The 17,362-nt window shown below is 68.9% G+C and carries 16 protein-coding genes; 4 read left to right on the top strand and 12 right to left on the bottom strand.

From position 1 onward, the window contains the following. Window positions 1–26 precede the first annotated feature (26 nt). Window positions 27–2,492 carry a mechanosensitive ion channel family protein gene (locus AC04MD_RS05825; protein ID WP_475496365.1) on the bottom strand — a complete coding sequence of 822 codons (2,466 nt, stop codon included), beginning with the start codon at window positions 2,490–2,492 and terminating at the stop codon, window positions 27–29. 61 nt (window positions 2,493–2,553) lie between these two features. Continuing rightward, entirely contained in the window at window positions 2,554–3,102 is a 549-nt protein-coding gene (locus tag AC04MD_RS05820) for a DUF6630 family protein (protein ID WP_475496959.1), read from the bottom strand. A 157-nt stretch (window positions 3,103–3,259) separates the two neighbouring features. On the opposite strand from AC04MD_RS05820, the gene AC04MD_RS05815 reads away from it, so the two are divergent. The 4 genes from AC04MD_RS05815 to AC04MD_RS05800 all read left to right on the top strand — a co-directional run bounded on the left by AC04MD_RS05815 (window position 3,260) and on the right by AC04MD_RS05800 (window position 5,447). After that, window positions 3,260–3,859 (top strand): fasciclin domain-containing protein, encoded by a 600-nt coding sequence (locus AC04MD_RS05815; protein WP_475496364.1) that lies wholly within the window; start codon window positions 3,260–3,262, stop codon window positions 3,857–3,859. Between the two features lie 125 nt (window positions 3,860–3,984). Further along, window positions 3,985–4,695 (top strand): DUF6445 family protein, encoded by a 711-nt coding sequence (locus tag AC04MD_RS05810; protein WP_475496363.1) that lies wholly within the window; start codon window positions 3,985–3,987, stop codon window positions 4,693–4,695. Between the two features lie 51 nt (window positions 4,696–4,746). Then, entirely contained in the window at window positions 4,747–4,995 is a 249-nt protein-coding gene (locus AC04MD_RS05805) for a DUF3297 family protein (protein WP_475496362.1), read from the top strand. Window positions 4,996–5,072: 77 nt separating this feature from the next. Next, window positions 5,073–5,447, top strand: coding sequence for a YciI family protein (locus AC04MD_RS05800; RefSeq protein ID WP_475496361.1), 375 nt, complete (start codon window positions 5,073–5,075; stop codon window positions 5,445–5,447). A 1-nt stretch (window position 5,448) separates the two neighbouring features. Here the strand turns inward: AC04MD_RS05800 and AC04MD_RS05795 are convergent, their stop codons facing one another. The 10 genes from AC04MD_RS05795 to AC04MD_RS05750 all read right to left on the bottom strand — a co-directional run bounded on the left by AC04MD_RS05795 (window position 5,449) and on the right by AC04MD_RS05750 (window position 17,225). Next, window positions 5,449–7,386, bottom strand: a complete 1,938-nt coding sequence (locus tag AC04MD_RS05795; RefSeq protein WP_475496360.1) for an alpha/beta hydrolase family protein — start codon at window positions 7,384–7,386, stop codon at window positions 5,449–5,451. Window positions 7,387–7,479: 93 nt separating this feature from the next. Beyond that, window positions 7,480–8,832, bottom strand: a complete 1,353-nt coding sequence (locus AC04MD_RS05790; RefSeq protein ID WP_475496359.1) for a phospholipase effector Tle1 domain-containing protein — start codon at window positions 8,830–8,832, stop codon at window positions 7,480–7,482. A 23-nt stretch (window positions 8,833–8,855) separates the two neighbouring features. Then, window positions 8,856–9,392: a hypothetical protein gene (locus AC04MD_RS05785; protein WP_475496358.1), complete on the bottom strand. Its 537-nt coding sequence runs from the start codon at window positions 9,390–9,392 to the stop codon at window positions 8,856–8,858. Between the two features lie 213 nt (window positions 9,393–9,605). Continuing rightward, on the bottom strand, window positions 9,606–10,013 hold the full coding sequence (locus tag AC04MD_RS05780) for a VOC family protein (protein WP_475496357.1): 408 nt from the start codon (window positions 10,011–10,013) through the stop codon (window positions 9,606–9,608). Between the two features lie 10 nt (window positions 10,014–10,023). Continuing rightward, window positions 10,024–10,449, bottom strand: coding sequence for a YciI family protein (locus AC04MD_RS05775; protein WP_475496356.1), 426 nt, complete (start codon window positions 10,447–10,449; stop codon window positions 10,024–10,026). A 114-nt stretch (window positions 10,450–10,563) separates the two neighbouring features. Further along, complete coding sequence (locus AC04MD_RS05770) at window positions 10,564–12,663, bottom strand: SMP-30/gluconolactonase/LRE family protein (RefSeq protein ID WP_475496355.1); 2,100 nt, start codon at window positions 12,661–12,663, stop codon at window positions 10,564–10,566. Window positions 12,664–12,729: 66 nt separating this feature from the next. Then, window positions 12,730–14,337: a prealbumin-like fold domain-containing protein gene (locus AC04MD_RS05765; protein WP_475496354.1), complete on the bottom strand. Its 1,608-nt coding sequence runs from the start codon at window positions 14,335–14,337 to the stop codon at window positions 12,730–12,732. 370 nt (window positions 14,338–14,707) lie between these two features. Next, complete coding sequence (locus AC04MD_RS05760; RefSeq protein WP_475496353.1) at window positions 14,708–15,364, bottom strand: energy transducer TonB; 657 nt, start codon at window positions 15,362–15,364, stop codon at window positions 14,708–14,710. A 104-nt stretch (window positions 15,365–15,468) separates the two neighbouring features. Continuing rightward, complete coding sequence (locus AC04MD_RS05755; RefSeq protein WP_475496352.1) at window positions 15,469–16,209, bottom strand: energy transducer TonB; 741 nt, start codon at window positions 16,207–16,209, stop codon at window positions 15,469–15,471. Between the two features lie 47 nt (window positions 16,210–16,256). After that, entirely contained in the window at window positions 16,257–17,225 is a 969-nt protein-coding gene (locus tag AC04MD_RS05750; RefSeq protein WP_475496958.1) for an isoaspartyl peptidase/L-asparaginase family protein, read from the bottom strand. Window positions 17,226–17,362: the final 137 nt, after the last annotated feature.

Genomic DNA, 17,362 nt, shown 5'->3' with positions numbered 1-17,362 from the left:
AAAGCACCGTGCCAAGGCCTGCGTCGTCAGCGTGGCGTATCGTCCGGATCGCGCGCGGGAGCCAGCGAGGCCAGCACGTGCTCGGAGATCGTACGCACGTGTATGTCCTGCTGTGGATACGGAATCTCGATGCCTGCCGCGTCCAGCGCGGTGTACAGCCGGCCCATCAGGTCGCTGCGGATCGTCGACCAGTCGTCGTAGCGGCGCGTCCACGCACGGATGGCGAAATCCAGCGAACTGGCGCCGAAGCCCGTGAACAGCACGGCGGGCGCAGGATCGTCGGCGATGCCGGGCGTGGCACGGGCGGTTTCCTGCAGCAGCTGCATCACCCGCGTCACATCACTGCCGTAGGCCACGCCCAGGTCGACGTCCACGCGGCGACTCTGGTCGACCAGCGTCCAGTTGGTCACCTTGTCCGACAGCAGCATGCCATTCGGCACCACCACGTCGGCGCCCTCGAAGGTGCGCACCGTGGTGGCGCGCATGCCGATGGCGCGCACGCGGCCGGCAGTGCCGCTGATGTCGACGGCATCGCCGGGTTTGACCGGCCGCTCGAACATCAGGATCAGGCCGGAGACGAAGTTCTTCACCACGTCCTGCAGGCCCAGGCCGATGCCGACGCCGAGCGCGCCGAACATGAAGGCCAGCTGCCCGATCTTGAAGCCCGCCGCCGACAGCGCCGCCAGCAGGCCCAGCAGCAACAGCACGTAGTAACTCAGCGAGGCGATGCTGTTGTCCACGCCGCGCGGCAGCGACATGCGCGGCAGCACTTCCTCGCGCAACAGCGCGCGCAATGTCCGCGCGACCCAGACGGCGAGCACCACGCCGATGCAGAACACCAGCACGTGCCCCAGGCTGATCGACAGCTCGCCGTACTCGAACCGGTGCGTGACGATCGCCCTGGCCGTGTCGTAGACCGGCCGGAAGATGCGGAAGCGCGTCATCGTGTAGGCGATCCAGCCGATCACCGCCGCCACGCGCGCCCAGCGTGCGAGGGTGTCCAGCAGGTTGCCGCCGTGCCGACGCATCAGCCACAGCCGACGCACCTCGGGGCGCGCGCCGAGCCGGCGCAACAGCGCTTCCAGCACCGTCGCCGCCGCATACAGCACCAGCGCGAAGTAGCCACTCTCGATGATGCCGGCCGTCAGCATTTCCGCCAGCGATACATTGCCCAGCACATTCGCGACGCTCGCCGCCGTCAGCACGGCGACGCCACCCCAGGCCAGGCCGTGCACGAGTTGCCCGGCTCGGCCGGCCACGCCGGCGTAGCGCTCGCCACGCGAGCGCCACAGCAGCCAGCCGGTCGCGGCCAGTGCCAGCAGGGATAGCGCCAGGTAATAAAGCCGGTAGAGATAGTCGCTGGCCATCAGCAGCACGGCCAGATGCTGCAGCAGGTAGAACGCGGTCGCCAGATAGGGCCACGGCCCCAGCAGGCGACGGCCCTGCTGCGGCATCAGCCGCAACACGGGCACCAGGGCGACCAGCATCGCCAACTGGTGCAGGAACAGCGGCGCGTTCGGCTCGAACACCAGCACGCCGATCATGGACAACAGCAGCCAGGTGGAGAACGGACGTCCGACCACGCGCGACTCGGCGTCCGTCGCCACTACCGCGGCCGGATCGAGACGGCGGCGCCGGTGTCGCCACGCAATCCACAGCAATACCGGCAGCAACGACAGCTGCAGCACGTGCAGTAGCCGCTGGTTCCCGACATCCGCCGCCGCGTACTGGGCGACGAAGCTGTTCTCCTGCTGGACCTCGCGCTTCAGGCTTTCCGCCACGTCCTGGCGCAGGACCGTGCGGTCGTGCACGCGCCACAAGGGCGGCGCATCCAAGCGGAACAGGCGCCGGTCGGAATAGGCGATGGCGTCATCCACCGCCTGCTGGCCAGCCTGGATGCGCGCGGCCAGCAGGTTGGCGCGCTGCCCCAGGCGGATCTGCCCGGCCAGCGGCGTGGACAGCGCCTGCTCGGCCGACTGCAGCCGCGCGGATACGCTCTCCACGCGCAAGCGCAGCGCATCCGGCGTGCCGTCCCCTGCCATGCCCCGCCGGGTGAGCTCCCAGTCGGCGCGCCGCAGCGCCAGCTCGGCCGCATCCTGCGCATACGGCGCCACCGACGCCTGCATGTCGCCGCGCCAGCGCGCGTACTGGCGCGCGTCGAATTTCCAGTGCCGCTCCATGCTCTCCAGCCGCAGCACGGGCAGGGTGCGCAGCTCCCCGTAGGCGAACAGGCCGTTCTTCTCCGCCACCGATGCCTCGATGGTAGCCAGCCGCGGCACCAGTCGGCCGAGCGGATCGGCGCGCGCTGCACGCAGCGACACCTCCTCCGCATAGCGCTCGTCGGCATCGGCGCGACCCGGTATGTCGGCCAGCGTGATGGCCTCCGGCACCTTCGGTTTGGACGGCGACAGCAGCGTCGTGACGTCCTGCGCATGCACCGCGCACGATGCGAACAGTATCAGGCAGGCAAGACAGGCCAGCAGCACACGCATGACGGTCGATCTCGACACCGGCGACCCGGCGAGTCTAGCGCGCGTCGTCGCCGGGAAGCGATCAGAACGCGTCGCTGCCCGGCCGGATCTCCACGCCCATCACCGCAGCCAGTTGCTGCATGCCCTCGTCGTCGCGGCGCAGTGCCATCCAGCCGGCGTACGCATCGCCGCCGGTGTTCCAGTTCCACAGCGTATAGCCATGTTCGCGCAGGCGATCGTAGGCAACGGCCATCAGCGCGGGCACGTCGGTACCGTCGAGGAAATCCTCGTCGCTCGCGTCGCCGCCCCAGTCGATCTCGATGGCGTAGCGCGCGGCCAGCTGGTTGGTGCAGTCGATGAACGATTCGGTGTCCTTCCAGTCCACGTAGAAGCCGGACGTCCAGTCGATGGCGTCCTTCAGCGTCCACAGCACCTGGTCCGGCTCGGTACCGTCGCCACCACCGGCATCACGGTAGGCGGCGAACTGGCGCAGTGCGGTTTCCTCGTCGCCGGGGTTGATCAGCACCAGCAGGTTCCAGACCAACGCTTCGGTGTCGTCCAGGTCCATGTCGTCTTCGTCGTCGAAGGCATGGCGGAAGTTGTCGTCGGGATCGAATTCGTCGTCGGGCAAGGTCATGGATATGGTCGCGTGCGGTGCGGGGTCGGCGGTTGCCGATGTCAAAGTTTGCTGAATATTAAGGCCACGTGATGCATCCGCGTGTGAGGTGGCGGCGTAGATGTTCCCGCAAGCGCAACAACGACATCCATACCCACCCAGGAGATCACCCATGAATCGCAACGTCCTTTCCGTCGCCCTGCTCGCCGTCGTCGCTGCGGCCGCCTGCTCGCCCAAGACCGCCGAAGCCGATGCCGGCGCCGCACCGGCGCCCGTCGCCGAAGCCAGCGACCCGGTGCCGGCCGAGAGCGCCGCGCCGGCCGTCGAACAGAAAGACGTGGTGGACACCGCGATCGGTTCGCCCGACCACACCACGCTGGTCAGCGCCGTGCAGGCCGCAGGCCTGGTGGACACACTGAAGGGTGCCGGCCCGTTCACCGTGTTCGCGCCGACCAACGCGGCGTTCGACGCCCTGCCCGCCGGCGCCGTCGACACGTTGCTGAAGCCCGAGAGCAAGGCCGACCTGACGTCCGTGCTGACGTACCACGTGGTCCCGGGCGCGGTGGATGCCGCCACGCTCACCCAGCAGATCCAGGCCAGCGGCGGCACCGCGACGCTGAAGACCGTGCAGGGCGGCGAACTGAAGGCGCAGGTGGTCGATGGCGGCGTGACGCTGACCGACGCCAAGGGCAACGTCGCCAAGGTCACCACCGCCGACCTGAAGGCGAGCAATGGTGTGATCCATGTGGTCGACAAGGTGCTGATGCCGTAATTCCTCGACGGCAGCACACGCCGGGGCGGTCGTGGTGGGCCGCCCCGGCGTTCTTTTTGTCAGCGCGGCGCGCAAGGTCTATCGTGGGCCGCGCCGGCGGGCCGGCCTGCCGGGGAGGCCGCGCCATGTTCAACCCCCGCCCCGTGGTCCAGCAACTGCCCATCGGCCATGGCCACGTCTGCATCGTCATCGACGATGCGCTGCTGGCGCCGGAACGGCTGCCCGCCTTTGCGGAGGCCTACCGCGAGGATTTTCAGGCGGTGCCTCCCGCGGTGTTTCCCGGTGTGCACCTGCGCATGCCGGAGGAATTCACCGCCCTGCTGCACGATGTGCTGCGCGAGCACGCGCGCCACGCGCTGGGCGCCCGACGCGTATTGCGCAGCGCGAGCCGGCTGTCGCTGGTGACCACGCCTGCGGCGCAGCTGGCGCCGACGCACTGGCACCCCCGCCGCCTGCGTCCGTTCGCGGCGGACCAGTGCATCGTGGCGGCCGAACTGTTCCTGTTCCACGACCCCGTGCTCGGTGGCACGCACTTCTTCCTGCCACGCGTCTCGCCCCAGCAGGTCGAACAGCTGGAGCACGATGCCGATGCGCTGTCGCCGGAGGAATTCTCCCTGCGCCATGCATGCGCCGCCAGCTATCCGCAGGCATCGAACGCCAGCTTCACCCACGCGCTGACGGTGCCGGCGCGCTGGAACCGCCTGCTGCTGCACGACGGCGGCGCCTTCCGCGCGCCCGCGATCGCCGCCCCCGACCGTCTCAGCGCCGATCCGCGCCTTGGCCGGCTGACGCTGCAGGCCACGCTCGCCTGCAGCCGCAACCGCGTGGCGTGGTGACCGCGGCGCTTCGGTTATCCTTGCACCCCGTTCTCCGCTCGATGCCTTCCCATGTCCGACACGCCTCCCGACCGCCTGGCCTCCGACCCGCGCAGCCCGTTCCACGATGCCGTGGCGATGGACCGCGGCGTGGGCATCCGTTTCAACGGCGTGGAGCGCGACAACGTGGAGGAGTACTGCGTCAGCGAAGGCTGGGTGCGCGTGCCGGTGGGCAAGTCGAAGGACCGTCGCGGCAACCCGATGACGATGAAGATCAAGGGTACCGTCGAGACCTGGTACCGCTCGCCCGCCGCCGAGTGAGCGCAGCGCGGCCACGACACGTGGCCTGAACACCGGCGTGGCACAATCCCGGCCTGCACTGCACGCCGGGAGGGCGCATGAAGTTCCTGCTGATGGTCTACACGGACGATTCCCTGCTCGAGGCGCTGCCCGAGGGCGCGTTCGACCGGATGATGCACGGCTGCATCACCCACGCCGACGAACTGAAGGCGCAGGGTACGCTGATCGAATCGCAGCAACTGGAACACGGCAGCACCGCGCGCACCGTGCGCGTGCGCGACGGCAGGACCAGCGTCGTCGATGGCCCGTTCGCCGAAACGAAGGAAATCCTCGGCGGCTACAACCTGATCGAGGCCGACAGCCTCGACGAAGCCGTGAAGATCGCGCAGGAATTCCCGTGGGTCGGCACCGGCAGCATCGAGGTGCGGCCGGTGCGCGATTTCGACGAAGTCCGCCGGCGCGTCGGGGCCTGAGCTACTTCGCCTTCGCGCCGCCCAGATGGCGCGACAGGAAGTCCAGCAACCGCGTGTAGTAGGTGCGCTGATTGGCCTCGGTGTAGAAGCCATGGCCCTCGGTGCGCACGTACAGCGTCTCCACCGGCACGCCCGCGGCCTTCAACGCCTTTTCCATGCGCTCGCTATGCGCCTGCGGTGCGATCTCGTCCTTGCCGCCCGCGGCCAGGAACACCGGCACGCGGATGCGCTGCGCCAGCAGGTTCGGGGAGACCTCCGCCAGGTCGGCACGGTCGTCGCTGATCCAGTCTTCGGCCCAGGTACGGCTCGACCTGCTCTCGCGCGAATCCTGCTTGTGCATCAGCGCCAGGTCGTAGACACCGACGTAACCCGCGGCGCAGCGGTACAGGTCGGGCTCCTTGGCCACGCCCATCAGCGAGGCGTAGGCGCCGTAGCTGGCGCCGTACAGGCAGATGCGCTGCGGATCGGCGATCTTCTGCTCGATCGCCCAGCGGGTGGCGTCGGTGAGGTCGTCCTGCATCTTCCTGCCCCACTGCCGCGCACCGGCGTGGCGGAAGGCGCGGCCGTAGTTGCCCGAACCGCGGTAGTTCAGGCGCAGCACCGCATAGCCGGCGCGGACCAGCATCTCCGCTTCGTCGTTGACCTCCCAGCCATCGAAGATGCCGAACGGGCCGCCATGCGGCATCACCACCATCGGCATCGGCGCATCGCGCCCGGCACGCGGCCGGGTCAGGTAGCCGTGCAGCGCCATGCCGTCGCGGGCGCGCAGCGTGACCGGCTCGCTCGGCGCCAGCGTCGCCGGATCCAGCCAGCTGCGCCGGCTGAAGATCAGGTCAGCCGCATTGCTGGTGGTGTCGAACAGGAAAAAGTCGCCCGGACTGGTGTCGCTCCAGGCATGCACGACCTTCAGCCGTCCGTCGCGCGTGCCCGAGGTGATCGCGATCGACGAACCGGGAAACGAACGCTCGAGCTTGCGGTACAGGCGCGCCGTCGGCGACTTCTCGTCGAAGAACGCCGTGCGCAGCTTACCGTGCATGAAGAAGCTGCCGACCGGGGTACGGCCGTCGTCCGCGTAGATGATGTCGTAGGGATCGACGACCGGATCGCGCAGCATCGGCGTGCGCGCGCCGGTCACCGTATCCAGGGCGACGATGGCGTCCGGTCCGTCCCGCTGCTGCACCTGAAGGTAGGCGGTCAGCCCATCGGCGGACAGGCCCAGCGGCCACTCCACGAAGCCGCTCTTGCCCTCGTCGTTGACCAGCGTCCATGGCGCCCGGTCGTCGGCGCGGTGGTAGAGCTTGTTGATGTTGTCGTCGCCCGCCCCCTGCGCGAAGCGCACGCGCCGCGCGCCATCGACGGTGAAGCTGGCGCGGCGCACCGGTGCCGTGGCCACGGTGTTCATGGAGCCGTTGAAGACATCGAGCCGCTCCACCCGCGTGTTCGGCGTCGAGGTGTCCAGCGCGTACATGCCGACCAGCACCTTGCGGGGGTCCTCGGGCAGCGTGTCGATCAGGTAGGCGGCACGCGGCTGCACCTGCGTGGCGTCGAGCCCGTAGCGCGCGAAGATCTGCCGCCGCTGGGTGCCGTCGGCGTTGGTGGCGTACAGCTCGCCGGTCGGATACGGCTGGTCGCGCGAGCCGAACTTCTTCGCCACCGACACCACCACGCGCTCGTCGCTGACCCACCACACGCCGCTGATGACGCTGTCGCTGCCGGCGCTGACCTTGGCGGTGATCTGCTTGTCGGCGCGCCGGACCACGGCCAGGACGGTCTGGTCCTCCAGCGGCACCGTCATCGCGTAGTACTCGCCGGTGGGCGAGATCTTCAGGGTCTGCAGTTCGTCTTTCTTCAGCAGCGGATCCAGGTCCACCTGCGCATGCGCCAGCGGCGCCAGCAGGCACCCCAGCAGGATGCCCGCACTCCGTGTTCCCCACCCCATGGACGCCTCCCGTGGCATCGCGTGTCCCCGCGCGGATTAAAGCGCAGGGGCATTCGACGGACAAGCGCAGGCGGTCACGCCACCGCCTTCTCGTCAGCGTGCCAGCGCGGCCGGTTCCTGCTGGCGTTCGATCGGCGGCGCCTGCAGGGCCCGCTCGGCTTCCAGCCGTTGGCGGCCGGCCTGCAGCCACGCCTGGCCGCTGTCGCCCTGCAACTGGTCGCGCGAGATGCGCTCGATCGCGCCGCTGTCGCCCCGCTTCGCTGCGTCGAGCAGGCGCTCGACCATCCCGCCATCACGAGGCGGCTCAGTGGAAACAGCCGATGCCGTCGGTGCCGGGCGGATATCGACCGGCCGCCACGTCAATGCAGACGCCATCGCCTCGTTGCGCGGCTGCGCGTCCAGGCAGTCGATCCTGCACAGGTTCGAAGGCGCCAGTTCTTCGATGACGCCGCGCGTGCCGGCCTTGTCGTAGACCGAGGTGCGGTAGAAGAACTGGTGCTCCTCGGAGCGATGGATCATGTTGCGCGCCGGATCAGTCGGCTCCGCGCGCTTATCCAGAAAGGGGCGGTCGCTCAGCCCGTTGAGGTAGTCGATCATCACGTTGCCGCTGCGGATCCCGATGCCGTCCTGCGTGTAACCGCCGCCGATGTCGCTGTGTGCGCCAGCCACGGTGACGTTCAGGAAGCGCCCGCCATCGGTCACGCCGGGATCCATCACGCGGGTGGACTGGAACAGGTTGCGCCGCTCGTCGTCGGCGGTGATCTGGAAACCCGACACCACCGACGGCGGCAATCGGCGGTCGTGATCGCGCGGCTCGCCCGTGCCGACCGGGTCGAACAGGCCGACGGCCTGGATGACGGTGCCGGGTTCGCGCAGCGGCGCACCGATGTAGTCGACGTGCAGGACCCGACCATCGCCGTCGCGCGTGACCTGCGCGCCTTCCGGATTCCTGATGCCGCGCTCCTCGACCATCCGCGTGAAGCCGGCCGCCTGTTCCGCGCCGCGGCTGAAGCCGATGGCGGCGATGCGGATGTCCGCATCCGGGTTCTCCTTCAACCAGGCGGCGGATTGCTTCACGAACTGCAGGTACATGTCTTCCATGCGTGCTTCGTACGTATACCCCTTGGCGAGGTCGTACGCGCCGCTCAGGCCGCCCTGTGTTCCCGGCCCTTCCACGTAGCCCTGCGCGATGGCGGGATCTTTCAGCGACTCGACCTGCTTGGCGATCCGGGCGACGTTGGTATGGTTCTCCGGCGCGTCCGTCATCATGCTGTTGCCGGTACCATCGAACGCAGCGACGAAAAGACGATCGTTCGGCCTGTCGCTGGCGAGGAGAACAGGCGCGGAGAACGCCGCGAGCTGTCCGCTGGCCCGTGGAAAGCTCGCCAAGTCCGATACCGTTGCGGGTATCGTGCTGACACCGTCGGGATGTCGTTCTCCGCCCATGTCCTGCTCCTTGGACTATTGCGTCAGTAGGTCCTGCTCCACACGCGCACCAGATCATTGCGATGACCGCTATAGGGATTGCCCGCTATCTGCAGCGCCTTGGTCGGAATGAACGCACGCATGTAAACCGTGATCGTCCGGTCCTCGACTTCGAGCACGATGTCGGGATCGGTGATCGACACGCCCTCGCGAATCTCCTCCCGCGGTACCTGATGGACGATCTTCCGGTCGCGGAAGATCCCGGCGATATCGACGTCCGCTTCGTGCGCCGCTCCATCCTTCGAGCGCCAGGTCACGTGGGCGGGCGGAGGAAAGTTCCGCCGTGCGATGTGTCCCGCACTCAGGATCTGTTCGCGTGTCCCCCGGTAAGACGCCAGAGGCGGACTGACCTCGTCGTCACCGTCGACCCCGTGGGTGAAGCCCGAGTATGTGATCTTGCAGCCGATGGTGTCGAAGCAGTGCGCGCCGAAGTTGTGCTGCACGAACGTCAACGGCCAGTCGGCGACCGTATTGTCGATCTTGCTGGCCTTTCCGTTGCCCGATTCCTGCGTCATCGCCATGCCCTGGCATCCTGCGGTTGAGACGATCATCGCCGCGACCCACGCCAGCGATCGCGTGCGCGCTGCGCGGCATCGCGCGTCGGCTGGCGTCCTGCCCTGCATCGATGGCCTCCGGCGTCCCGCGTGCGTGGCCTCATCTGTACGACAGATGGACCACACCTGCAAGCCTTCTCAGGCAAATCGCAGGCGATGCGCCGCCTACATTCATGTACGTCAATCCGACGGCGTCGCGCCTTCGTCCATGTGCACGACTTCCCACTGATGACCATCGAGGTCCTGGAAGCTGCGCTGGTACATGAAGCCGTAGTCCTTGGCCTCGAGCGTCTCGCGGCCGCCCGCGGCGAGCGCCTTGTCCGCCAGTGCATCCACGGCGGCACGCGATTCCGCCGACAGGCAGATGATCGCTTCGGTGTGCGTGCGCGCGTCGCAGATCGTCTTGCGGGTGAAGCCCTGGAAGAACGGCTCGACCAGCAGCATCACGTAGATGGTGTCGCTGATGACGATGCAGGCGGCGTTCTCGTCGGTGAACTGCGGGTTGTTCGCATAGCCGAGCGCCCTGAAGAACGACGTGGATTGCTCCAGGTCGCGGACCGGCAGGTTGACGAAGATCTGGGTGGTCATGGCGATGGCCTCAACGTTGGGTCTGCGACTGGATCTGTTCGGCGAGGCGCGCTTCCTGCTCGCGCAGTTCGGGCGTCAGTTCGTCGCCGAAGTCGTCGGCCTCGAACACCGGGCGTAGTTCGATCTCCTCGCCGCCGTCGAACGGCGCGCGCTTGATCCACTCGATCGCCTCGTCGAGGTTGCGCACCTGCCACAGCCAGAAGCCGGCGATCAGCTCCTTCGTTTCACCGAAAGGACCGTCGATGACCGTGCGCTGCTTGCCATCAAAACGCACGCGCGCGCCGCGCGCGGTGGGATGCAGGCCCTCGCCGGCCAGCATGATGCCGGCCTTGACCAGCGCTTCGTTGAACTTGCCCATCTCTTCCAACTGTCCGGTGCTCGGCATCTTCCCGGCTTCCGAATCGGCACTGGCCTTCACGATGACCATGACGCGCATTGCAGTCTCCTGTCGTGCGGACCGGTCGCTCCGGCCGCTTTCAGGAGTGCGACGAACCGGGGGAACGCGGATCGACATCATCCCGCACGCAGTTCGGCGTTGAGCTGGCCCGCCCTACTGCAGGCGCAGCTTCAGGTCGCGACGGCCCTGCGCTTCGTTGCCGTGGTAATCGCGGGCAGTGATCCGAAGGGTGTAGTCGCCGGGCGGCAGTGCACCCGCCTGCCACGTCCCCTCGCTCCACATGCCGTCGCGGACGGTATTGGTCACGCTGTACTTGAACCGCGTGACCGCGCTGCCGTGCACGGTGATGCCGCTGCCCGGCGCATACGCGACCTGCACCGCCTCGTCGGAAGGCAGGCGATGGAAGTCGAGCGTCATGCGCGGCGCCTCGAAGCCCGCGACCGGCGTGCCATCGTCGTGCAGCAGCTGGTAGCCCAGCATGTACAGGCCGAGCCGTCGGCGCGGCAGGTTGCGGTCCACCTGGTCCCAGGCATCCACGACGATGCGCACGCCCTGCAGGTCGCGCGGCACCAGCACGCGGCCGTCCTGGCGCTGGTCGATGGGCTGGTCCAGCGTGTCGTACAGCGCGACCTTGTCGATGCGCGGCGGATACGCGTCGGTGAACCCGGTGAAGCCGAGCGCGATCGCGTTGCGTTCGTAGCCCGAGGGCCCGATCGACAGATGCACGTGCGCCATGCGGTTGATCGTGCCCAGCGCGTCGCCCGCGGCGAAGCGCGTGCCGCGGCGCACGCGGATGCGGCTGGGGTCGCCGCTGAGGTCGCGCAGCAGCTGGAAACGGGCGGGATCGAGCAGATCGCCGCGCGGTGTGCGGCCGACCCGCAGGTGGATGTAGTCCAGCGGCCCAACGCCCAGCCCTTCGCTCAGGCCATCGAAGTTCCACGCGGCGGACGGACTGCTGACCTTGCCATCGGCGATGGCGAGCACCGTCGCGCCGACGTCGCCGCGGATATCGAGTCCGCCGTGCAGGTGGTGGCGGCTCTCGCCCTGGTAGTCGCCGCGCACTTCGCCCAGCGTGCCCACCACTTCGTGCCAGCCGTCCTGCGGCTGCAACGGCCAGCGGCCGGCGGTGGCGGGCAGCGGATCGTCCTTCGACGGGCCGACGGTCGCCACGACCGGTGCGGCGCCGGCGGCCAGCGCTGCGATCCGGTGCACGCGGTGGCTGCCCGCATCGGTGAAATGCACGCGTCCCGCGGCATCGACCGTCAGTCCCGCCGCCCGCGACAGGCGCTGCCCGGGCAGGTGGCCTGCCAATGCATGCCAGCGGCCATCCCGCATCACCTGCATCACGCGGCCGCTGAACAGCTCGCCGACATACAGATGGCCGTCGTGGGTCAGTGCCAGCGACAGCGGGCGGCGCGGACCTGCCAGCGTCGGCAGGTCCGGCTGCATCGGCAGCGTGCTGACGCCGCCCTGCGGTGCGATGCGGCGGAGCGCGTCGTTGCGCAGGTCGGCGACCCAGACCACGCCGGCGGCATCCACCGCGACCCCGGTAGGCGTGTCGAAGCGCGCCTCGCCGCCGGTGCCATCGACGAACCCCGGCGCGTCGCCGCCGGCCAGCGTGCTGACCTGGCCGTCGCTATCGATCAGGCGGATGCGGTCGTTGTAGGTATCAGCCACGTAGACGCGCCCGCGGCCGTCGACGGCCACACCGATCGGACCGTTGAACTGCGCCTGCGCAGCAAGCCCGTCGCGGAAACCGGCCTCGCCCGTGCCGGCGACCGTGGTCACGACACCCTGCGGCGTGACCTTGCGGATCGCATGGTTGCCGGTATCGGCGACGTAGAGGTTGCCTGCCGCATCGCGCGCCAGCGCGGACGGGGTGTGGAACGCCGCTGTCGCCCCGGTTCCATCGGCGAAACCTTCGCGCCCGCCCGCCAGGGTCGTGACCATGCCGTCGCGCGCGATGCGGCGGATGCGGTTGTTGTCGCCGGCGTCGGTGACGTAGCGCGTGCCGTCCTCCATCACGACGATGCCCCAGGGATCGTCGAAGCAGGCCTGCGCGCCGGCACCGTCCTGTGCGCCACGCACGCCGTCGCCGGCCGTCAGCGACAGCTGTCCTGGCCAGCCGAATGGCGTGACCGGCGGGCCTGCATCGGGAACGGGGACGGGGAAGCGCGGCGTGACCAGGAAGGTCGCGGCCAGGGCAAGCGTGGTGAGGATCACCACCGCCCACAGCCAGGCGGTACGGCTCATTGCGTCACGGCGGCGAAAAACGGAACCGCATCATGGAGACTCGCCGCGCGCTTGGGAAGCGCGCGGTCAGAGCCCGCTGGCCGTTACCTGACAGGGCACGGTGAACGTGACCACGCCGCCGGAAGGCAGGGTGGGCACGGCCACGCCGCCGGTGACGAGGGTCGGCAATGCGCCCGTCGCCGGGCAGACGCCGCCCCCCGTGGCGGAGCAGGTGATCGGATTGCCGGCCGCCGGGCAGCTCAGCCCGGCGCCGGGCGTATCGCTGACCACGACGCCATCGGCGGCGGTGGGGCCCGCATTCGACACGACCACGGTGAAGTTCCTCACCTGCCCGCTCACGGCGGTGCCGGCGGCGGTCGACTTCACCACCGACACATCGACCACCCGCGCACTGTTGGTGATCGTGCAGACGATGGCCTGGCCCGCATGCGCGCTGGTCAGCGTCAGCGTGTTGCCGCTCAGGCTGCCGCCACTGCACGTCCATGCGCTGGCCGTGTAGGTCCGCGCATTGCCCGCACCCAGCGTCTCCGCCAGCGTGATGACGTTGCCCGGCACGACCTGCACGGCGGTGCCGGTGTCGGTCTCGGACGCGCTGTTGGCGACGGACGCCAGGCTGGCGGTGTTCGCGCCGCCGCTCGCCGACAGTGCGGCCGTGTCGTTGACGGCCGCGTTCACCCAGGTCTTCGCCAGCGCCAGCGACGCCGTCGCAGCGTTGCTCAGCGTGCAGGTGATGGTCTGGTTGGCGCGATAAGCGCCGGCGGCGATGGTGACCTGGCGGGTCGTGGTGTTGACCGTCGCGGCGACGCTGGCGTTGTTCTGGTCGGCACAGGTCGCGCCGGTCAGCACGTATCCCGACGGCACCGTCTCCACCACGGTGATCGCGGCAGCGTGGTTCGTCAGCGGATAGGTGGCGGACGCCACGGGCGTGTCCTGCGCGGTGGTGGTCAGGTTGAACGCCTGCGACAGCGCATTGCTGGCGGTGAAACCGAACGTGCCGGTGCCGCCTGCGGACTGCTTGCGCACGATCAGGTTCGAACCCGCGAAGCTCCAGCGCAATTCGAGCTCGTCGCCGCCGGCCGGGCCGGACTGCGTCACGCTGAAGGTCAGGCTGGTGATGCCGGTGCCGTTGAAGCGGATCGAGCCGCAGGCCGTGCCGCGCGCCACCGATGCCGCAGTGCCCGTCCGGCACTCGCCGTCCGCTTCGCCGGAAAAGGACGCACTGGTCTGGCGGAAGAAGCTGCTGCCACTCAACACGAACTGCGGGTTGCCGCTCAGTTCGGTCATCGTCACCGCGCCGCCGGTCGCGCTGGTGGCACCGAGCGTCCAGCGCGAGCTGTTGGGGTCGCTGCCGATGGCGCCGCCCAGGCGGTCGATGTGCAGCACCGGGTTGTCGACCGGTTTGCTGAAGGTCACCGTGTAGTTGCGCGTGCCGCTGTCGTGCAGCATCACCAGCGAGGTGCCGCCGGGAACCGTGCCGCCATAGGGATCGGTCCACCAGCCACCGGTGGTCGTGGTGTTGAACGCGCCGTTGGCGTAGTTCTGGTCGGCCGCGCCGGTCCAGGTGACCGTGACGCCGCTGACATTGGTGTTGGCCGACGCGGACCCGTTGGTCGTCCAGGTGCCGGTGATCAGTGCCAGCGCCGAGCCGGCGGCCAGCAGGCCGGCCAGCACCATGGCGACCTGGCCGGAGCGGCGTGCCCAGACCCGGCGCGGCGAAGCAGCGGAAAGGGAGAAGGAGGACGAACAAAGGGCGCCCCGGCGGCGCAGGCCATCAACTGCTCGGTACGACATCGACGAACGGATCCCCTGACGCGGCTAGGTGAAGGGGCGCTCTGCAGGCGTGTCCGACCGCCGGCCTGGTTCTTGTCCCCTGTGGCGGGCCGGCCCAAGGCGCCGTCCAAGGCAGAGAGGGGCCCGCTTTCGTGACATGTATCTTAACTTACACGTCACATAATGCGCACCAAGTCACATTTCCCCTCGTCGCGGGGAACGCGCCGCCCGTCAGCGGCGCTTACCTGTCAGCGGGGCGAACAACCCGCCGGGATCACCCGGTCGTGACCGGCCTGAAGGGAGAGTCCAGCACGACCGGCGTCATCGCGTCCTCCGGTTCGCCGGCCGCGGCCACGCACTCGGGGCTGCGTGCCGCCGCCGCCCGGCGTTCCTGCCGCCGGGAGCGCTCCTCGAAAGAGAAGGAGACCGGTATCCGCACCTGCGTCGCAATGCGCCGGCCATCCACCTCTTCCGGCACGTAACGCATCACGCCCACCCACGCCTCCAGGACCTCCTTGAACGCCTTCGCGGACCCTCGCGTTGCCTTCATCGACTGCAGCGTGACCAGGCCATCCTCGCCGACGAGCACGTTGAGGTCGATGTCGGCCTGCGCGCCCGACTGCATCGCCGCCGGCGGATAGGGAAGTTTGGGCAACCGCAGGGCATCGTTGGCGTAACCGGGGCCGTTGCCCTGGTAATCCATGCCGACCCGCAGGCTGCCATCCGGCTGCGGGATGGCGCAGGCCTGCAAGCGGACGTGGGTGACCCCCGGCCTGGCCACGCCATCCACGAGCGCCGGCTCGAAACGCCACCGCTTCACGCGCGCCTCGATCGCCTCGCGCACCGGCAAGGGCAGCCGGGAGCTGGCCTGCACGGCTTGCGGAACACCCTCGGCGTCCAGCGCGATCCTGGCCGTCGCGGGAAACAGCACGGGATCTCCCTTGCCTTCCGCCCACGCCTGTCCGGCCAACAACAACAGTCCCAACGCAGTCCATGACGTCATTGCTATTCCCCTGATATGTCGACGGCGTGCCATCAGCCCGTCGTGACCGGTTTGAAGGGCGAGTCCAGCACGACCGGGCGGCGAGGATCGGTTCCTTCTCCCGCCGCCATCCGGCATTCGGCCGATTGCGCATCCTGTTCGCGCCTTTCGCGCGCGGCCTGTTTCAGGCTCCCTGTTCCAAGCTCGAAATCCACCAGCATCGACATCTGGGTGCTGATCGGCGCGGTGTCCACCTCTTCCGGCACATAGCGCATCGCGGCGACCCACTCGCGCAGCGCCTTGTCGAACGGTTTGGCAGTACCGGCGACCGTTTCGATGCGCTCCACCGATGCGCGACCGTCCGCACCGATCCGCATGACGACGTTGAAGCTGCCCTCGCGGTTCGAGCGCGCCGCCTCCACGGGATACCTCGGCGGAGCCACCAGCACGGCGCCGCCTGCCAGGCCGGGACCGTTTGAGCGGTAGTCCATCGCCATGCGCATGGTGCCGTCCGCCGCCGGAACGGCACAGGCATCGAGAAACACATGGGTCACGCCCGCCTTGGCCACGCCATCGATCCGTGCGGGCTCGAAGCGCCACTGCATCACCCGCTGCTCGATGGCGCTGCGGACCGCAGGCGGCAACCGTTCGTTGGCCTGCACCTGCTGCGGCACGCCCTGCGCGTCCAGGACCACGCGCGCATTGGCGTAGAACCTGACCGCCTCGCTCTTTTCATCCCCCGCCGATGCTGCCGACGCGAACGCCAGCAGGCCGATCCCCAGCATCCCCTTCATGCCCGACCCTCCCTGATTGGTGGGCCGAGCATAGCCGCTGCTGCGCCTCAGCGCGCGGGCAGCGGGTCTTCCTTGTAGATCGCCACGTGCGGCATGCCGTCGGCGCCGATCCAGCCGCGGTACATGCCTTCAGTATTGAACGGGAACGCCATGCTGCCGTCGGCGCCCAGTGCAATGGCGCCGCCGTCGCCGCCGGCCTTGGGGATGTCGCGGTTGATCACGCCCTCGGACGCACGCGCGATGCTGTGCCCGGCCAGGCGCACGCGGGCGCAGACCTCGTGCGCGGCGGCGGCACGGATGTAGTACTCGCCCCAGCCGGTGCCGGAGAACGCACAGCGATCGTCCGCCCAGGTGCCGGCACCGATGATCGGCGAGTCGCCGACGCGGCCGTAGCGCTTGTTGGTCATGCCGCCGGTCGACGTGCCCGCCGCCAGCTGGCCCTTCGCGTCCAGCGCCAGCGCGCCGACCGTGCCGAAGTAGGCCTTGCCCGGCAGTTCCAGCGGCGTGTTGCCCGCCTGTGCCTGGGTCTCTTCCTTCAGCGCGTTCTGCAGCTGCTGCCAGCGCTTCTCGGTGCGGAAGTACGACGGGTTGACCAGGATCACGCCCTGTTCCTTGGCGAAGGCTTCGGCACCGCCACCGACCATCATCACGTGGCGCGACTTCTCCATCACCGCACGCGCCAGCGTGATCGGGTTCTTGACCCGGTGCACGCCGGCGACCGCACCGGCCTTGCCGGTGGCACCATCCATGATCGAGGCGTCGAGTTCGTTCTTGCCGTCATGGGTGAACACCGCGCCGCGACCGGCATTGAACTGCGGCGCATCCTCCAGCACGGTGATCGCGGCCGTCACCGCGTCGAGCGCAGGCTTGCCGGCGCTGAGTTGTGCATGGCCCGCGCGCAGCGCCGCCTCCAGCGCCTTGCGGGCGGCATCCTCGTCGGCCGGCGTCATGCCGGCGCGTTCGACGCCGGCGCCGCCGTGGATCACCAGCAGCGGCGAGTCCAATGCGACCAGCACGCCGTTGCGTACGGCGTAGTGGCGTTCGGCGGCCGGCTTCTCGACGCGGCCACTCGGCAGGTGCAGCACGGAATCGACGCCGGCAATGACGGTGTCCACGCGGTCGAGGTTCATCGCTTCGTCTTCGACCTGCTTCT

The organism is Pseudoxanthomonas sp. LjRoot206 (assembly GCF_056175725.1).
The sequence above is the reverse complement of the archived record's forward strand: the minus strand, read 5'-3'. Positions and strand labels throughout refer to the sequence as shown.